Annotated in this window: 16 protein-coding genes; 11 read left to right on the top strand and 5 right to left on the bottom strand. The window is 61.0% G+C overall.

Annotation, left to right across the window (positions count from 1 at the left end; genetic code table 11):
• Window positions 1–16 precede the first annotated feature (16 nt).
• The 5 genes from EB231_RS12970 (at window position 17) to EB231_RS12990 (ending at window position 4,410) form a co-directional block, all read left to right on the top strand.
• Window positions 17–985: an ABC transporter substrate-binding protein gene (locus EB231_RS12970; protein WP_172349148.1), complete on the top strand. Its 969-nt coding sequence runs from the start codon at window positions 17–19 to the stop codon at window positions 983–985.
• Window positions 982–1,698, top strand: a complete 717-nt coding sequence (locus EB231_RS12975; protein WP_246740770.1) for a L,D-transpeptidase — start codon at window positions 982–984, stop codon at window positions 1,696–1,698. Before EB231_RS12970 ends, EB231_RS12975 begins: the two co-directional genes overlap by 4 nt.
• A gap of 43 nt (window positions 1,699–1,741) precedes the next feature.
• Window positions 1,742–2,071 carry a hypothetical protein gene (locus tag EB231_RS12980; protein WP_246740769.1) on the top strand — a complete coding sequence of 110 codons (330 nt, stop codon included), beginning with the start codon at window positions 1,742–1,744 and terminating at the stop codon, window positions 2,069–2,071.
• A gap of 35 nt (window positions 2,072–2,106) precedes the next feature.
• Window positions 2,107–3,594: an MltF family protein gene (locus EB231_RS12985; protein ID WP_246740927.1), complete on the top strand. Its 1,488-nt coding sequence runs from the start codon at window positions 2,107–2,109 to the stop codon at window positions 3,592–3,594.
• Between the two features lie 198 nt (window positions 3,595–3,792).
• Complete coding sequence (locus EB231_RS12990) at window positions 3,793–4,410, top strand: Crp/Fnr family transcriptional regulator (RefSeq protein ID WP_246740928.1); 618 nt, start codon at window positions 3,793–3,795, stop codon at window positions 4,408–4,410.
• 317 nt (window positions 4,411–4,727) lie between these two features.
• Here EB231_RS12990 and EB231_RS12995 read toward each other — a convergent pair whose 3' ends face one another.
• From EB231_RS12995 to EB231_RS13005, 3 genes are all read right to left on the bottom strand, one after another.
• Entirely contained in the window at window positions 4,728–5,414 is a 687-nt protein-coding gene (locus tag EB231_RS12995) for an ABC transporter permease (protein WP_172349150.1), read from the bottom strand.
• Window position 5,415: 1 nt separating this feature from the next.
• The gene (locus tag EB231_RS13000) at window positions 5,416–6,138 is read right to left on the bottom strand and encodes an ABC transporter permease (RefSeq protein ID WP_172349151.1); all 723 of its coding nucleotides are present in this window, start codon (window positions 6,136–6,138) and stop codon (window positions 5,416–5,418) included.
• Window positions 6,139–6,421: 283 nt separating this feature from the next.
• Window positions 6,422–7,210, bottom strand: a complete 789-nt coding sequence (locus tag EB231_RS13005; RefSeq protein ID WP_246740929.1) for a transporter substrate-binding domain-containing protein — start codon at window positions 7,208–7,210, stop codon at window positions 6,422–6,424.
• A gap of 421 nt (window positions 7,211–7,631) precedes the next feature.
• Here EB231_RS13005 and EB231_RS13010 point away from each other — a divergent pair, with 421 nt between their 5' ends.
• Together EB231_RS13010 and EB231_RS13015 are read left to right on the top strand one after the other, a co-directional pair.
• Window positions 7,632–8,894: an amidase gene (locus tag EB231_RS13010; RefSeq protein WP_172349152.1), complete on the top strand. Its 1,263-nt coding sequence runs from the start codon at window positions 7,632–7,634 to the stop codon at window positions 8,892–8,894.
• A 152-nt stretch (window positions 8,895–9,046) separates the two neighbouring features.
• Complete coding sequence (locus tag EB231_RS13015; protein ID WP_172349153.1) at window positions 9,047–10,024, top strand: LysR substrate-binding domain-containing protein; 978 nt, start codon at window positions 9,047–9,049, stop codon at window positions 10,022–10,024.
• 8 nt (window positions 10,025–10,032) lie between these two features.
• Here EB231_RS13015 and EB231_RS13020 read toward each other — a convergent pair whose 3' ends face one another.
• A complete protein-coding gene (locus EB231_RS13020) occupies window positions 10,033–11,232 on the bottom strand; it encodes an aminotransferase class V-fold PLP-dependent enzyme (RefSeq protein ID WP_246740930.1) in 1,200 nt (399 codons plus the stop codon).
• Complete coding sequence (locus EB231_RS13025; RefSeq protein WP_172349154.1) at window positions 11,180–12,181, bottom strand: ornithine cyclodeaminase family protein; 1,002 nt, start codon at window positions 12,179–12,181, stop codon at window positions 11,180–11,182. The genes EB231_RS13020 and EB231_RS13025 overlap by 53 nt, the downstream gene beginning before the upstream one ends.
• Before the next feature lie 435 nt (window positions 12,182–12,616).
• On the opposite strand from EB231_RS13025, the gene EB231_RS13030 reads away from it, so the two are divergent.
• The 4 genes from EB231_RS13030 (at window position 12,617) to EB231_RS13045 (ending at window position 16,347) form a co-directional block, all read left to right on the top strand.
• A complete protein-coding gene (locus tag EB231_RS13030) occupies window positions 12,617–13,753 on the top strand; it encodes an NAD(P)/FAD-dependent oxidoreductase (RefSeq protein ID WP_172349155.1) in 1,137 nt (378 codons plus the stop codon).
• 24 nt (window positions 13,754–13,777) lie between these two features.
• Window positions 13,778–14,128 (top strand): RidA family protein, encoded by a 351-nt coding sequence (locus tag EB231_RS13035; protein ID WP_172349156.1) that lies wholly within the window; start codon window positions 13,778–13,780, stop codon window positions 14,126–14,128.
• A 400-nt stretch (window positions 14,129–14,528) separates the two neighbouring features.
• Window positions 14,529–15,431, top strand: coding sequence for an ABC transporter substrate-binding protein (locus EB231_RS13040; RefSeq protein WP_172349157.1), 903 nt, complete (start codon window positions 14,529–14,531; stop codon window positions 15,429–15,431).
• A 4-nt stretch (window positions 15,432–15,435) separates the two neighbouring features.
• Window positions 15,436–16,347 carry an amino acid ABC transporter permease gene (locus EB231_RS13045; protein WP_172349158.1) on the top strand — a complete coding sequence of 304 codons (912 nt, stop codon included), beginning with the start codon at window positions 15,436–15,438 and terminating at the stop codon, window positions 16,345–16,347.
• Window positions 16,348–16,351 lie beyond the last annotated feature (4 nt).

Genomic DNA, 16,351 nt, shown 5'->3' on the forward strand with positions numbered 1-16,351 from the left:
TGAAGAGGATCACTTGATGGCCGATTTGGTGAAACTGGCATGGAAAGTGGCGGTGGTTGCCTCGGCGCTTGTGCTCGGCGGCATTCCCTCGCACGCTGCCGACCTGGTTATTGCAATGCCGAACTGGTCGTCGGGCCAGGCGACGGCCAACATCCTGAAGGTGAGTCTCAAGAAGGAGTTCGGGCTCGATGCGGATGTGGTGGAGATGGGCACCATGATCGCTTTCGCTGGTCTTGACTCCGGCCAGGTCGACATCCATCCGGAGGTCTGGCTGCCGAACCTCGATACCTTGGTCAAGAAGTATGTCACCCAGGCTGGAACGGTCGCGATCAGCCCGATCGGCGTTCCGGCCTGGCAGGGGATTTGCGCCAACAAGACAGCGGCCGACAAATACGGCTTCAAGGACATTTCCGACCTCGGTGATCCGAAGAAGACCGAGGCGCTCGACACGGACGGAGACGGCAAGGGCGAGATGTGGATTGGCGCCCAGACATGGTCGTCGACCACCATCGAGCGCATCCGCGCCAACAGCTACGGCTATGCCAAGAACCTGACGCTGCTCGAAATGCCGGAAGATGTCGGCATGGCGGCTGTCGATGCGGCGGAGGCCTCGGACCGGCCGATGGTCTTCGCTTGCTATGCGCCGCATGTGGTCTTCAAATTGCACGACATCGTGCGCCTGACGGAGCCACCATACGATGCCGCCAAATGGAAGATCGTCCTGCCGACGGAAGACCCGCAATGGCTTTCGAAATCGCACGCCGCCGTTGGCTGGGACACGGCCCACTACCACATCGCCTACGCGACCTCGTTGCGCAAGAAACATCCGGAGGTGGTTCGCTTCCTGGAGCGCGTCGACTTCAAGCCGGAGGAGGCGATCGAGATGAGCTACGCGCTTCAGGTCGAGCGGCAGGCGCCCTCTGCCTACGCCGAGCAATGGGTGGCCAGGAACGAGGCGCGCGTCGAAGGATGGGCCAAGCAATGACCAGACGCACAAAGACGAGGTTCGGCACCGACGAGCGGGCGACGGGAACTGGCGGCAAGCATGCGGCGGGCCTGGCGGTTGTGCTGGCGCTGGGGCTGGCGTTTTCCACCTTGGCAGCGCTTGCCGCGGGAACGCAGGTCTACGATCCCAAGACGCGGCAGTGGACGGATTACAATCGCACCAAGGCCTACCAGTACTACAAGCTTCACAAGCAGGTGCCGGAATCCTTTCGCCCGCAGGTGGTCAAGTTCCGCACCGCCGAGCAGCCCGGCACCATCATCATCGACGGCAACCAGCACTTCCTCTATCTCGTCCAGCCCGGCCAGCAGGCGATCCGCTACGGCATCGGCGTGGGCAGGGAGGGCTTCGGATGGGCCGGCATCGTCAAGGTCGGGCGCATGGCGGAGTGGCCGACCTGGACACCGCCGGCCGAAATGGTTGCCCGGGATCCCAAAGCCCGGCCCTGGGCCAATGGCATGCCCGGTGGGCCCGACAATCCGCTCGGCGCGCGAGCGCTCTACCTCTATGAAGACGGCCACGACACCATCTACCGCATCCACGGCACGCCCGAACCGTGGACCATTGGCCTGGACGTGTCTTCCGGATGCATCCGCATGAACAATGGCGACATCATCGATCTGCATTCCCGCATCAAGGTCGGGGCGAAAGTGATCGTGCTGATGCAGGGCGCGGCGCTCTACAAGGGTGTGTGATCAACGACGGACGTATAGTTCGATAAACACAGGGGACAAGACCATGGTGACCGGCAGGCAGATCAGGATGAGGCACTGGGCCGTTCGCGGATCGGCCTCGATCGTCATCGCAACGGTTCTGGCGGCATGCCAAAGCGCGCCGACGCCCGACCAGATGTCGAGGACGACGGTCGAAACAGCACCGGCCGATCTCCAGCTTCTTTGTGCCGGCGCGGCGGCGAAAGCGGGCGGCGTCGATAGCGGCAAGGCGTTGCCGACCAGCTCGCGCAGGCTCGATTCCAAGAGCTTCCAGGTCGAACTGAACGTCGCGGGAAAGCCAACCAGTTGCATCGTCGATACCGACGGCAAAGTGGCGTCCGTCCAACCGGCCTGACTGTCAAGGGACGAAATGCGTCGAGGGGGGCGTCGATGATCGGGACGGATTGGACGGGCATGGTCGGCCGGGCTTGGGCCCCAACGGTCCTTGCATTTCTTTCGCTGCTGGTTCTGGGCGCCCTCACGACGTGCGGGGCCCTGGCCGAAGACCTCTCGAGCGCGGCGCGCGTCAAGAGCTGGAGCGGCGATTTCGACGGCATGGAGAAGCGAAGGGTTGTCCGCATCCTCGTACCCTATTCGAAGACGATCTATTTCATCGACAAGGGCAGGCAGCTTGGTACCGCGGTCGAACTCGGACAGGCGCTTGAGGATTGGCTGAACAAGCGGCTGAAGAAAACCAGGGAGGTAGAAAGGATCAGGATCGCCTATGTGCCGGTGGCCAGAAAGGACCTTCTGCCGGATCTCGCGGCGGGGCTTGGCGACATCGTCTCGGCCGACCTCACCATCACGCCGGCGCGGCAGAAAATAGTCGATTTCTCCGATCCGATGGCCAGCGGCGTCATGGAGGCGCTTGTGACCGGTCCCGCCTCGCCGCCTGTTGCCTCCCTGGACGATCTCGGCGGCAAGGAGGTCTATGTCCGCGCGAGCAGCAGCTATCACGAGCACCTCGTCGCGTTGAATGCCGAGCGGAAGACGGCGGGCAAACCGGAAATCATCATCAAGGACATCGCCGAAAACCTCGAGGACGAAGACATCCTGGAGATGGTCAATGCCGGACTGCTGCCATGGTGCGTGGTCGACCGCTTCAATGCCCGCATCTGGGCTCAGGTCTTCGACAAACTTGCCGTGCATGACGACATTGCCGTCTCGACCGGGGGCGACATCGCCTTCGGCATCCGCAAGGACAGCCCGAAGCTGAAGGAGGTGCTTGATGCCTTCGTGAAAGATCACAAGGTTGGGACGACATTCGGCAACATCCTGAAGAAGCGCTACTACCAGAGCGACAAGATGGTGCGCACGGCCTACGCGCCGGCGGAGATCGCCAGGTTCCAGGCGCTGTGGCTGCTGTTCCAGACCTATGGCAAGCAATATGATTTCGATCCGCTGCTGCTGGCCGCGCAAGGCTTCCAGGAATCGCAGCTGAACCAGAGCCAGAAGAGCCCACGTGGCGCGGTCGGCATCATGCAACTCCTGCCCTCGACCGCCGCTGACAAGGCCATCGGCATCAAGGGCATCGCCGATAGTCCTGAGCGAAACATCGAGGCCGGGGCGAAGTATCTGCGCCACCTGTCCGGGGTCTACATCACCGATGACGGTCCCAAGCCTCTCGACCGGATGCTGCTGACGCTCGCCGCCTACAACGCCGGGCCGAACAATCTGAGGAAGTTCCGTGGAGCCGCGACCCAGATGGGGCTCGATCCCAACGTCTGGTTCGGCAATGTCGAAAACGGTGCCGCCAAGATTGTCGGCCGCGAAACCGTCCAGTACGTCTCGAACATCTATAAATACTACATCGCCTATTCGATGTATGTCGAAAGGCTCGCGGAGCGAAAGGACGCGGCCAAGCCAGTTCCCGAATAGGCGCAGATGACAGCTGGCGCTTCACCAAGTTTCGACGACCGCGTGCGCGATGGCAAGATATTCGGCAGCGTCAAGAACATTGTAGCGATCCGGACAAAGCTAAAGGTGGCGTCGTGATAGTCGCCCACCATGGACGTTACTAGAGCACAGGCAGAAGAGATTGTTAGCGGGACAGGCTGGCTTTCGCGGATGTCACCCATGCTTCGCGCAACAGTGTTGCGACACTCCATCCTGATGAACTTTTCCCACAACGAACATGTTTTCCGATATGGCGATCCACCAGGCGGGATCTACGGCCTTGTTGCGGGTACGGTCACGGTCAATACGGCACCGCCGAATGAATCCCCCCAACTGGTCCATCTGGGTGCCCCTGGCGACTGGGCTGGGGAGGAGTGTTTCATCACTAGGCAGTCGCGTCGAAGCGAGTTACGTGCTTCTGGCAGCCTGTGGATGATGCATATCCCGCTGGATACAATGGACAGGATGGCAGCGGCTGACCCGGGCGCGGTACGGGCTTTCGCTATGATCTCGGTGCTCGGCTCGGACGTGCTTATCCGCGTCATCCATGATCTTCAGCGACAGCAAGCCGACCGACGGATAGCTGCGGTGCTTCAGCGGGCCACATGGATCGGTCGAATGCCAATCCCTCTGTCACAGGCTGATCTCGGTGTCATGGCAAATGCTTCGCGCCAGCAGGTCAATGCCGCGCTACGGCGGTTTGCATCGGCAGGTTGGATCGAGCACCAGTATCGCTCCATCACTGTGAAGGATGCCGACGCCCTGTATCGCTTTGCCTCAACTGACGATGGTCGTTGAATCGTTATCTTTCCAGCAACATGCGCGGCGCGCGCCTCCTCGAGACGCTATACGCGGCGTGCAGGTGACAATATCCGCAGGCCAGAGGCAACGTCCGCCAGGCATCTGCTTGCGCGTCACGAGCCGCATGACGCGATCCATCCCCCGTACCTTCAGCCGAACCTGCGACGTCTCGCGCGAATAAAGCTCCGCATGATCGATGTCGTGGTGCCCCATCGCGTCCATGAGCTGTCTGGTTGAGGCTTCAGTCTCGGCCTGGCTTCTTCTGATGACGGACGCCAGCGTGAACCGCTTTGCAGGTTTGCCCAAAGCCGAGATCAATACCGCCGAGCGAACCGTCTCTCGAAGAAGCCGAAGCCGGTCGTCACAATTGCCGCCAGCAGGAAATATCCCAACGCGGCGGCGAACAGAGGCTCGTAGATCCTAAAAGTCTGCGCACGAACCAGGTTCGCTGCACCCATAAGTTCGAAGACGGTGATCGTCGAGGCCAGAGCGGTCCCCTTTAGAAGCAGGATATTCTGCCCTCCGATCGCCGGCAGGGCTAACCGGAAGGCTTGTGGCAGAAGCACGGAAATCATGATCCGTGTTTTGGACAACCCAAGCGACTGGCCGGCCTCACGCTGACCGTCAGGAATAGCCTGTATCGCGCCTCTCCATATTTCACCGCAATAGGCCGCGGTGTTCAGGGACAGGGTAAGAAACGCGTAGCAATAAGCGCCTCGAAGAAGGGGCCACAATGGGCTGTACCTTATCGAAGGGACACCGCCGAGGAGCTGGCCGACGCCGAAGTAGCAAAGGTAGAGCTGGACGAGAAGCGGCGTGCCCCGGAAAGCCAGGATGAAGGCGACCGCCGGGTAGCGAAGCCATGGCCTTGCCGATAACCGGGCAAGGGCAACCGGGATGGCCAGCAGATTGCCGACGAGCGCGCAGCCGACAAACAGGACGACGGTGGTCTGGATGCCGGCCAGGAGCTGGGCGGCGAGATATTGCCCGAATTCTGTCACGCTATCTGCGCCTCCCAGTATTGGCGGTAGACGTTTCCAGGGCGTGGAAGAGCATCGCCGACAGACCTGACATGACCAGGAACACGAGTGCGATCGCGCAATAGAACAGGAAGTAATCGCGCGTCGCCCCGGCGGCCATCTTGCCTGCGAGGACGAGCTCCGTGAAACCGATGAGGCTGACGAGCGAGCTTTCCTTCAGGACGACCAGCCACAAATTGCCGAGCCCTGGCAGCGCCAGTGGGATCATCTGCGGAAGGATTACCAGGAAGAAGGTCTGGCTGCGGGTCAAACCAAGCGCGTGGGCGGCCTCGGCCTGGCCTCGCGGGATGGCGGTGATTGCACCGCGAAGAACTTCCGTGCTGTAGCCTCCCTGAACGATCCCGAGCGACAAAGTCGCCGCCACAAATCCGTTCATCTGAAATTCGGAAGTGAACCCGACAAGAGTCACGACCGAACGCAATGCGTCGGTAGCGGTATAGTAGACGAGAAAGATAATCAGGATGTCAGGGACGGAGCGGATAATGGTGGTGTAGGCGGTGGCGACAAAGACAGCTGTCCGGCGCTTTGAAAGCTTGGCCAACGCACCCGCAAGGCCAAGCGTTAGGCCAACGATATAGGCGCTTATCGAAATTTCGACGCTCAGCAAGGCGCCGCGAAGCAATTCGTCGCCCCAGCCCTTGTCTCCGAAGCCGAGCAAGGTCAGCCAAGACACGATCGAATCCATGCGGCGAGTTCCAATGAGGATGGTGCCGGCCGGAACGGGATGGCCGGCACGAGAGCAATTCCAGGAAAAGTGTGAGCGATTTTCCGTCCGGAATTGCGTCAAAACAAGGAGTTGGAGTGGTTCGCCGTTTCCGTGAAACGGTGAAGTGCTCTAGAACATGACGCCGAAAAGTGTGAAGCGGTTTTCGGACGACATCATGCTCTACTTATTGATTTAGAGGCGGATTCAGATTTCAGGTCGATACGACCTGAAATCAGCCGGCTCCAGGCCCTGCATCTGATGATCAATCGCCGTAGATGTCGAAATCGAAATATCGCTTGGTTATCGTGTCATACTCGCCGCTGGCCTTCACGGCCTTCAGCGCGGCGTTGAGGCGGTCCCTAAGCGCCGTGTCTTCCTTGCGCAGGCCGCCGCCATCCCCGTCGCCGAACATCTTTTCATGCGGCAGGGTAACCTTGATTTCATAGGCTTGGCCTTCCGGCTTTTTCAGGAAGTCCTGGATCTGGATTCCCGCCGCCGCCATCAGGTCCACACGGCCGGCTTGCATGTCGGCGATTTCATCGTCGAGCGTCGGATAGATCTTCACTTCGCCAATGCCGTCCAACTTATCCTGCATGTAAGTCGCCTGCAGGCTCGCACTCTGCGCCGCCACGGTGACGCCCTTGAAAGTGTCCGGCTTTGCTACATCGAATTGCCGCGTGTCGGCCTTGGCGCCGACAAGTACGTTGGGCGAATAGTAATACTTGTCGGTGAAGTCGATCACCTCCTTGCGCTTGTCCGTGATCGACATAGAGCTCCAGATGACATCGAACTTCTTGGCCAGCAGCGCGGGAATGATGCCGTCCCAGGCGATATCGACGATTTCACACTTCGCCTTCATCTGTGTGCAGACGGCATTCATCAGGTCGATTTCCCAGCCTTGCCATTTGCCGCTGGCATCCTTGACTGAGAAGGGCGCGTATGGCTCGGCGGCTACCCCGAAGCGAATGACGTCTTCGGCGGCCGCTGAGGACGTGGCGGCGGCGCCAAAGGCCGCAGCAATTAGTGATACGATAACTGCCAGTTTTTTCATGACGGTTCCCCTTTTTTGTTTCCTGCTGAATTGTCATTTCGCAGGGTGGTCTTCAAAAACGCTAACAGCTCAAGTCAAGGCGATCTAATGCTCTCTGCCGCGCGGTTCATCACCAATAGTTATGACAACGGCAGGGGCGCGATTGGCGCATTCCGGCCTGAGCCCCGACTGTGCCGAAAACCCTCTTCAGCCGCTTCAGTTGATCCAACCATGAGTTTTCCTCACTAGCCTCGTTCTGAAGGAAATAGGTGCGGCACTTGTCCGCCAAATCTGGGTTGTGTCATCGTCGATCCGATCCCGTCCTTGGGTGACTGCGACGCCGACAGCGAGGTCTCGTGCGACTTGAGTTTGCCAAATGAGAAGTGGCCTTTCCGGATCTGTCGAGGAACTGAGCGAAAAAATCGCTTCCGGCCTTTCGCCGGTGACGATCGTGGAAGGCTGTCTGGAGAGGATCCATACGCTGAACGGGCAAATCAGGGCGATGATCTTCGTGAACGAAGCCGATGCCCTCGATGCCGCGCTCCAGGCAGAGCGCGAAATTCAGGCAGGTCGCCGGCGCGGTCCGCTGCATGGGGTGCCCATCGCGGTCAAGGACGTTGTTGATGTGATGCACTGGCCGACGACTGCGGGATCCCTGCTGTTGCGTGACCACGTCGCCCAGAATACGGCAGCCTGCGTCGCCAACCTCCAGGCGGCAGGGGCAATCATGATCGGCAAGACCAACCTTCATGAGTTCTGCACTGGTGGGCATGACAATCCCTGGTTCGGCAAGGTCGTCAATCCGCTCGATGCAAGCCGCGGAACGGGCGGCACCAGTAGTGGATCGGCAGCGGCGGTTGCCGCGGGTTTCTGTGCGGCGGCGATCGGCACCGACAGCGGCGGTTCAAACCGGTCTCCGGCGGCCGCGACGGGGTTGTTCGGCTATAAGCCGACCAACGGTCTGATCGACACGAAGGGTGTGATGAGCATCGCGCCCTCGCTGGACTGCGTCGGCGTGCTGGCGCGCTCGACGAGGGATGTTCGCCTAGTCACCGAGGCCCTGACCGGAAAGCGGTTCAGCCGGCCGCGGGACAGCGGAAGCGTCAAGAGGACCGGCATGACGATCGCAGTGTGCCCCGCGCTGACCGGGGCACCTGTCGACAGCACTATCGAAAGGGCATTGGCCGCGCTGCTCGATCAACCCTTCGTTCGCACGGTGGAAATCGCCTTCGACGACACAGAGCAATTCGTGGCCGCGGGCCTGACGATCCTACAATACGAATTTGCCAGGACCTACCAGGATTCGATCGAGCGGACCCCGGATCTGGTCGGCGACGCGGTTCGCGTTTTCCTCGAGGACGGTGTCGGCATCAGCGCGGACGCTTACGACAGAGCCGTCGGGATCCGCGAGGATGCGCGTCGGCGCTTCATGGTGAAAATGGCGGGCCTGGATGCCCTGGCCGTCCCGACGGCTCCCGGCTCGGCGCCCCGGCTGTCGGACGAGCTTACCCAGGTGAATGGTGAAATGGTGTCGTGGGGGATGGCAGGCGGCCGGTTTCGCCGCTGGGCAAATATGCTCGGCATGCCGGCTTTGGCAGTCCCGTTGGATGTTCCCGATGGCCTTCCCGTGTCGGTACAGCTTGCCGCTCTTCCTGGCCGGGATGCCGCCTTGCTCGACCTTGCCGAGACCTTGACCGGCACCTGACTGGCGTTCGCAGGTCGTCAAAGTTCATAACCTGCCGGAATGAACCTCATTCGTTTGGCTATTGGAACGCCCGCTATCGCCAGTTAACATCGGCTTTGCCGTGACTTGCTCGGACGGCGCATCGATTTATCGACGGGGCAGGGTCAGCGGCCATGAAGTTCAGTGAGAAAGACACGGTTGCAAAGGACGTGGAGTTCACGCCCCGCGAGATCGAGATTTTCGCTTCGGTCATGCTGCACGGGACGACGACGAAGGCGGCCGACGCGCTGGACATCACGCAGCCCGCTGTCAGCAAAATGCTCCAGCAGCTCACCGAGAAGGCGGATTTTCAGCTGTTCAGGAAAAGCCGGCAGCGGCTGATCCCGACTCCTGAAGCGCACATGCTTTATGCGGAAGTGCAGCGGGTTTTCGAATCCGCGCGCGGTATCTCGCGTGCCGCCAAGGAAATCCGCGAACTGCGCAGCGGCAGGCTGAACATCTGCGCGCTGCCGGCTTTCGGATCCACACTGCTGCCATCCATCATAACCAGCTTCTCAAGCCACCATCCGTCCGTGTCCATCTCACTGGATATCCGCAGCTCCGCGACGGTGGTGCAGAGGGCAAGCCGCAATCAGCTCGACATCGGTATTGGTGTCACGGCGTCGGACGAGAACCCTTCCATCGTGAGGCGAGCGCTGACCGCGACACCGCCCGTCTGCGTCATGCCCGCGGGCCATCGTTTATCGCAGCTCGAAGTCATCCAGGCGGATGACCTCGACGGTCTCGACTTCATCTCGATGGGCTCGGCCGATCCGATGCGACGGCAACTCGACGCCCTGTGCGACGAGCGCGGTGTCAGGCGCCTGCTGAAGGTGGAGGCCAGCCTGTCCAGCGCCTGCATCGCCTTGGTCGCGTCCGGAGCGGGCGTGACGGTCGTTGATCGGCTCTCCGCGTGGATGGCGCGCGACCTGCCGATCGAGATCAGGGATTTCCGGCCGCATCTTGATCTGAATCTCAGCGTGTATCGGCCGTGGGGCGTCATCGCGTCGACTGCGGCTGACGCTTTCACCGAGCATCTCATCCAGACCACGCGGAGCTTTATGAACAGCGTGGACGCCGGGATAGTGGCTCTTGGGACAAGGCAGGATTAGCAAGGGTGCTAGCGGAGCGGCAGGCTCTGGAAGAGGCGATCGATATCGGCTTCGTCGTTGTAAACATGAGGAGATACACGCATCTTGGTGCCGCGCAGCGTGACATGCACATTAGCGCGCTTCAGTTCCTGCGCCGCATTCGGCAAGAGCCGATCGCCGATATCGAGGATCGAGATATGAGGCGTCGGATGCAGCGGACGCACAACCGGCAGGCCGCGATTTTCTGCCTCTATCCAGACTAGCTCGTTGAGGTGACGAAGGCGCTCGAAAACGCTCTCGACGGTCCAGTCGCGGATGAGCTCCAAGGCGGCGATTGCGATAGGCAGGACGGCGAAGTCGGAGCGTTCGCCCATGTCGAACCGCCGCGCGCCGGGCAAAAACTCGGCCACCGTTACCTTGTAGAAGTCGGACCGGTCGCCACCCAGGCGGTTCCATGAATGGTGTTCGAGCGTGCGTCCCCCTTCGTGCCAGCGCGGGGCGGCGTAAAGGAACGCCAGGCGATACGGGCCAAGCAGGAATTTGTAGGTGGCAAAGACCAGGAAATCCGGCCGGACGCGACGGACGTCGAAGGGCACCGCGCCAACCCATTGAGTGCCATCGACAACGAGGGCCGCGCTCGCCGCCCGTGCGGCTTCCGCCACGACTTCGAGGTCGATCGCCATGCCCTCGAACCAGTGGACGAGAGTGCCGGCAACGACCGCGATGGGGCGGCTGGAGGCGCGGATCGCGGATACGATCGCGCCGGTCCAATCTCCGTCGGCCGGTTGCGGAACGACGTCGACAAGCGCGCCCGAGCGCTGCGCCAGATCATACCAGACATATCGGTGCGAGGTGTGTTCGTTCTCCATGAGAAGGATAGCCGAACCCGGTGGAACCGCCACGTTGGCGGCCGCGATCGCCATGCCGTAGCTGGTGGCGGCCACGATGGCGACGTCGTCGGCAGCGGCGCCCACCATCGAGGCGGCAAGCCGTCGGGCGTGTTCCACCTCATCGTAATAGGATGCGATAGTCATCTTCCAGGGCTCGGCTTTCACCCTGACGCCAGCCTCTCCGGCAGCGACCGCAGCGATCGGGATCGGGGACATGTAGGCGGCGTCCAGGTAAGCCGTCTCGCGGGGGATGGAAAAGAGATCGCGCTGGCAGTTCAACATGGCGTCACAACCTGAAATCGATCGAGGTACCCCGGCCGGTGTCGCGGGCGCGGGCATAGACGAGATTGGCGAGTTCGATGTCCTGGGCGGGGACACCGAGAGACCGGTAGAGCGTCAGGTCGGCGTCGCTGGTGCGGCCGGGCTTCGCGCCCGCCAGCACTTCGCCGATCTCGCCGCGAATATGGTCGCCCCTGATTTGGCCGCCCTCAGTCGCCTCGACCAACTCTCCGGCGGCGACGAGCGCCATGGGCAGGTAATCCACCCAGATCTTCGATCTGCGCACGCATTCGAGGTCGATCTCGCGGCATGACGCCACGCTCGCGCCGACCGCGTTGACATGGACACCACGCGGCAGCCATTCGCCGAACAGCACCGGCACCTCGGAAGATGTCGTCGTGCAGACGATGTCGGCCTCGCGAACGGCTCGACTGGCGTCGCGATGCGCATGCGCCTCGAAGCCGGCGGTCGACAGGCTCTCGGCGAAGCGCCGCGCCTTCGCAAGATCTCGACCCCAGACATGGACCACGCGGATTGGCCGCACATCGGCAATGGCCTCGACGTGCCGGCGAGCCTGCTCGCCATAGCCGAGGATCGTCAGCGTCGAGCTGCCCGGGCGCGACAGCGCCCTCGTGGCGACCGCGCTAGCGGCCGCGGTCCGCCAGGCCGTCAACTCTCCTCCGTCGATCAGAGCCGCAGGTCGCCCGTGATCCTTGTCGAACAGGAAAACACCGCCGCGGTGAGACGCGAGCCCGTGCGCGAAATTGTCCGGAAACACCGACAGCACCTTCGCCCCGAACAGCGGCTGGTCGTCAAGTGCGGCATACATCAACGACAGGCAAGTGCCCGCCGCGCCTGGAAGGTCGAGCGTGCGTCTGATCTGCTGGCGGGCCGCGCCGTTCGAAGTCTTGAGCAGTGCCGCCTCGGTCACTTCAAGCGCGTCGGCCAGGGTCAAGACCTGCCTGATCGCCTTCTTGTCGATCAGGAGGAATTCGGTCTCGGCATTCACCGTGCGGTCTCGTCCATTCGACGACCTCCGTATGCGTCGGGTTTCGCCGAGCGTAGCACTGCCCTCGCAAGCGGCTGCGCACGACTTTCATAACTTGGCGCGAGAAGTTGCCCATGCCGGATCATGCGTCGACAAATGCAGCGTGGAGAGCGGCAGGCGCCGGTTCATAACTTTTGGCTATCAACGGCAGTGGCCAGTTCAATTGACCGCAATCGCCCGCCCGTTGCAATGTTTCCGGGCAATTTGAAGTGCCGAATCCGACTTGTATCGAAGTTCATCTGCAGTTGAAGCGAATAAAATTGTCAAAATCTGCAATATGAAAAACGTTTACGAAATCAGGCGACCGGCACGACAGCAAATAAGCAAACAACAATCTCGCCACTATTGAGAAATTGGTTGGCGTGAAGAGTAATATTTCTATCGGAGGTTATCCATATGCGTGTCGTGGTCATCGGTTCCGGCATCGTCGGCAGTTCCGCCGCCTATGAATGCGCCAAGGCGGGGGCGGACGTCTTGGTGCTGGAGGCCGGCAGGATAGCGGGGGGCACATCGGCGGTAAGCTTCGCCTGGACGAATGCTACGACCAAGCGGCCGCGGCCCTATTTCGATCTCAATGTCGCGGGTATGCGCGCCCATCTCGAGCTGAGGCGCGACTTCGGTGTCGCCCCCTGGTTTACCCAAAGCGGCAGTTTCGATTGGCGCACAGTGTCGGAATCGATGGACGATTATTTCGAGAACTTCCGGCAGATGAAAGAATGGGGCTACGGCGTCGAGTGGATCGACAAGAACCTGGTAGCCGAGATGGAGCCCGATATCGACGTCGCGGCCATCGGTGATTGTCCGATCTCGTATTATCCGGAGGAGGGCTGGGTCGATCCGGTCCTTTATGCGGCCTGGCTTTTGCGGGCGGCGAAGGAGCGCTGGGGCGCTAAGGTGAGGGTCGATGCACGCGTGACCGAGATTGAAACCGAAGGCGGCCGCGTCAGCGCGGTACGCACGGCGGACGGCGTGCGCCACGGTGCCGATGCCGTGGTGAACTGCACCGGCGGCTGGTCAAGCCAAAGGCTCGGCGATGCCCAGGGCATCCCGCTCTCCTCGACGATCGGCGTGCTCGCCTTCACCCCGCCGGTAGCGTTGACGCTGCGCAGCCAGTTGCATGCCGACGATCTGGATATACGTCCCGACGGCGCCGGCCGCATCATGATCCACAAGGTCTCGGTGGACCTGACCTTCAAGAAGCCGGAGGCTATCAGCCCGAGCGGCGATGAGGCGAGGACGCTGCTGGAGGCAGCAAGCAAGGTCCTGCCTTCGCTTCGCGCCGCGGGCGTGGAAGCCATCCGCACCACGGTGCGACCCTTCCCGGAAGACGGCTATACCTGTGCCGGCGCGATGCCGGACGTCGCCGGCCATTATATGGCGGTGACGCATAGCGGCGTCACCATCGGCCCGCAACTGGGCAAGGTGGTCGCCGACGAGGTCGTGCGCGGCAAGCTCCATGACGAGATGGAGACGTTCCGCCCGCAGCGCTTTTTCCAGGCGAGCGCGAAGCGCGCCGCCGCCGCGCACGCATGATTTCTCGTCGAACGCAGGCGCACGATGACGAAAATTGAAAGACACGAGAAGAATGAGCGGCTCAGTCGGATCGTCGTTCACAATGGGACGATCTATCTCTCGGGCCTAACCGCCGACGACCGGCAAGCCGATACAGCCGGCCAAACGCGACAGATACTGAAGAAGGCCGACGACCTTCTGGGTAGGGTCGGTTCCGCTCGATCGCAACTGCTGTTCGCGCAGATATGGCTGAAGGACGCCGGCGATTTCGACGCGATGAACAAGGCCTGGGTCGACTGGCTCGACGGCGCCGAACCGCCGGCGCGGGCCACTGTCGGAGCAAGCTTCGCGCTGCCCGATATCCGCGTTGAGATACAGTTTACCGCGGTGAACTGACAAGGGCGCTCTTCGGTCAAGTCAGAGATCAGCTCCGGTTTTTAGAGCCGTCGCCTCGCGCGCTCCCCTTCGGCCGACCAACAGAGCGCCGCCGACGCTCCACATTCCAGTCGTTTGCTCCGACTTCGTCAGGTGTCGGTGCCTCGCGCCTCCATATTTCCGACATCGCAGCAAAAGCGGATCCCGCGCTCGACATTTCGGTCCAAGCGCGCAGGACGGCCAGCGCAATTCACTATGAAAGCCTGGTCGATGTACCGATTCCTATAACCTGTGAGAATAGACCTTCGAAATCATTCTATTGGACGGCATTCATTCCAACGCACATTCTGCGGCCGCTGAAGGGCAGTCGTCCAAGTTTTCGGTTCGCTCTTCCTCACAACGAGAAAAATGGGGAACGTTGATGTTTGACAGAAAGACCTGCTTGCAGGCCGTGTCGGTTTTGGCGGTGATGACCGCCTTTGGCTGCGCCACGGATGCTTTGGCGCAAGGCTTTGACACATCCGGGATCAAGGTTGATTCGTCACTTGCCGCGCGTCTTCCGGACAAGATCAAGGACGCTGGCGTGATCGTGATCGGCTCCGACACGTCCTATGCGCCCTGGGAGTATCTGAGTGAGAAGGACGGGCAGACGCCTGAGGGCATCGATGTCGACATCGCCGATGCGATTGGCAACAGGCTCGGCGTGAAGATCGATTTCCAGACCTCGGCCTTCGACGCCATCCTTCCCGCGCTCGGAACGAAGTTCGATCTCGGCGTTTCCGCACTCTCGATCACCAAGGAGCGCATGAACGCAGTCAACTTCGTCAGCTACACCCAAACGGGAAATCTATGGGGCATAAGGGCAGGTAATCCCACTAACTTCGATCCGGCCAATCTGTGTGGGACCAAGATCGCGATCATGTCCGGCACGTCCCAAGAAAAAGAGGTGGAGCAGGAAAGTCAGCGGTGCGTTTCGTCTGGAAAGAAGGAAATAGAACTCATACCCTTCAAGGTCCAGACCGAGGCGCTGACCCGTGTTGCGGCCGGTGGCGCCGATGCGACGTTTTCCGGGCCGGCCACGATTGGCTATGCGGCCAAGAGTTCGAATGGCCAGTTGGAGACAATGGAAGCAACGCCCGCGATGTCCGAAATCGGATATAATGGCATCGCAGTGGCCAAGTCAGATGAAAAATTGACGGGTCTGGTCGCCGATACCATCAATTCCCTTATCGAAGATGGTACCTACAAGGCTATTCTGGATGCTTGGGGTCTCGGCTCGGCAATCGTCGACAAAGCCATGGTAAATCCTCAAGTCGAAGACTGAAATCATGGGTTTTGAGCCAAATGTCAGAGCCGGCCCCCGGCCGGCTCCCATACCAAATCCATTGGAGTTCCAATGCAATGTCGTGGTTCCCCGTCCTCGCCCGGGGCGCTGGATCGCGGTTGCGATCATCGCGATCATCTCGCTTCAGGTTGCGGTTGCCGTCGCAAGGAACTCCAATTTTCACTGGGATGTCTACCTTACTTACCTGCTTCACCCGCAGGTGGTGAGGGGGGTCGGGTGGACCCTGCTCCTCACTGTGGTTGCGATGGCGACCGCCATCGTCATCGCGGCTTTTCTGGTGATCATGCGCGAGAGCGACAATCCAATCCTTCGCGGGCTGGCGTATGCGTGGATATGGTTCTTTCGCGGAACACCTGTCTATACACAGCTGCTGTTCTGGGGGCTCTTTGCCGTCTTGTTCCCCAGCCTGAGCATCACGATCCCTTTCGGTCCCGAGATTATGAGCGTGGATACGAAGTATGTCGTGACGCCGGCTCTGGCAGCGATTTGCGGGCTCGGCTTCAATGAATCCGCCTACCTGACAGAGATATTCCGGGCAGGTTTCAATTCGATCGACCGCGGACAAGCCGAAGCGGCTCAGGCGCTCGGCATGCGACCGGCAAAGATCTGGCGGCGGATACTCATGCCGCAGGCAATGCGCGTGATCATTCCCCCTACCGGCAACGAAACCATCGGAATGCTGAAGATGACATCCTTGGTTCTCGCGGTGCCATTCACGCTGGACCTGACGTTCGCCACCAATGCCATCGCCAACAGGCTCTACCTGCCGATTCCGCTGCTGATGGTCGCTGGAACCTGGTACCTTGCTGTCACGAGCCTGCTGATGGTCGGTCAATACTTCCTCGAGCGCCATTTCGGCAAGGGCGCGTCGGTCCATCCGACGCGGGCGGAGTGATCCG

Source organism: Mesorhizobium sp. NZP2298 (assembly GCF_013170825.1).
GTDB lineage: Bacteria > Pseudomonadota > Alphaproteobacteria > Rhizobiales > Rhizobiaceae > Mesorhizobium.

Excerpts from the sequence above, each read along its gene's own strand:
- EB231_RS13045 (WP_172349158.1), top strand. The coding sequence starts at position 15,436 with ATGGGTTTTGAGCCAAATGTCAGAGCCGGCCCCCGGCCGGCTCCCATA.
- EB231_RS12975 (WP_246740770.1), top strand. The coding sequence starts at position 982 with ATGACCAGACGCACAAAGACGAGGTTCGGCACCGACGAGCGGGCGACG.
- EB231_RS12970 (WP_172349148.1), top strand. The coding sequence starts at position 17 with ATGGCCGATTTGGTGAAACTGGCATGGAAAGTGGCGGTGGTTGCCTCG.
- EB231_RS13040 (WP_172349157.1), top strand. The coding sequence starts at position 14,529 with ATGTTTGACAGAAAGACCTGCTTGCAGGCCGTGTCGGTTTTGGCGGTG.
- EB231_RS13030 (WP_172349155.1), top strand. The coding sequence starts at position 12,617 with ATGCGTGTCGTGGTCATCGGTTCCGGCATCGTCGGCAGTTCCGCCGCC.
- EB231_RS12985 (WP_246740927.1), top strand. The coding sequence starts at position 2,107 with ATGATCGGGACGGATTGGACGGGCATGGTCGGCCGGGCTTGGGCCCCA.
- EB231_RS13020 (WP_246740930.1), bottom strand. The coding sequence starts at position 11,232 with ATGCCCGCGCCCGCGACACCGGCCGGGGTACCTCGATCGATTTCAGGT.
- EB231_RS12980 (WP_246740769.1), top strand. The coding sequence starts at position 1,742 with ATGGTGACCGGCAGGCAGATCAGGATGAGGCACTGGGCCGTTCGCGGA.
- EB231_RS13005 (WP_246740929.1), bottom strand. The coding sequence starts at position 7,210 with ATGAAAAAACTGGCAGTTATCGTATCACTAATTGCTGCGGCCTTTGGC.
- EB231_RS13000 (WP_172349151.1), bottom strand. The coding sequence starts at position 6,138 with ATGGATTCGATCGTGTCTTGGCTGACCTTGCTCGGCTTCGGAGACAAG.
- EB231_RS12990 (WP_246740928.1), top strand. The coding sequence starts at position 3,793 with ATGCTTCGCGCAACAGTGTTGCGACACTCCATCCTGATGAACTTTTCC.
- EB231_RS13015 (WP_172349153.1), top strand. The coding sequence starts at position 9,047 with ATGAAGTTCAGTGAGAAAGACACGGTTGCAAAGGACGTGGAGTTCACG.
- EB231_RS13035 (WP_172349156.1), top strand. The coding sequence starts at position 13,778 with ATGACGAAAATTGAAAGACACGAGAAGAATGAGCGGCTCAGTCGGATC.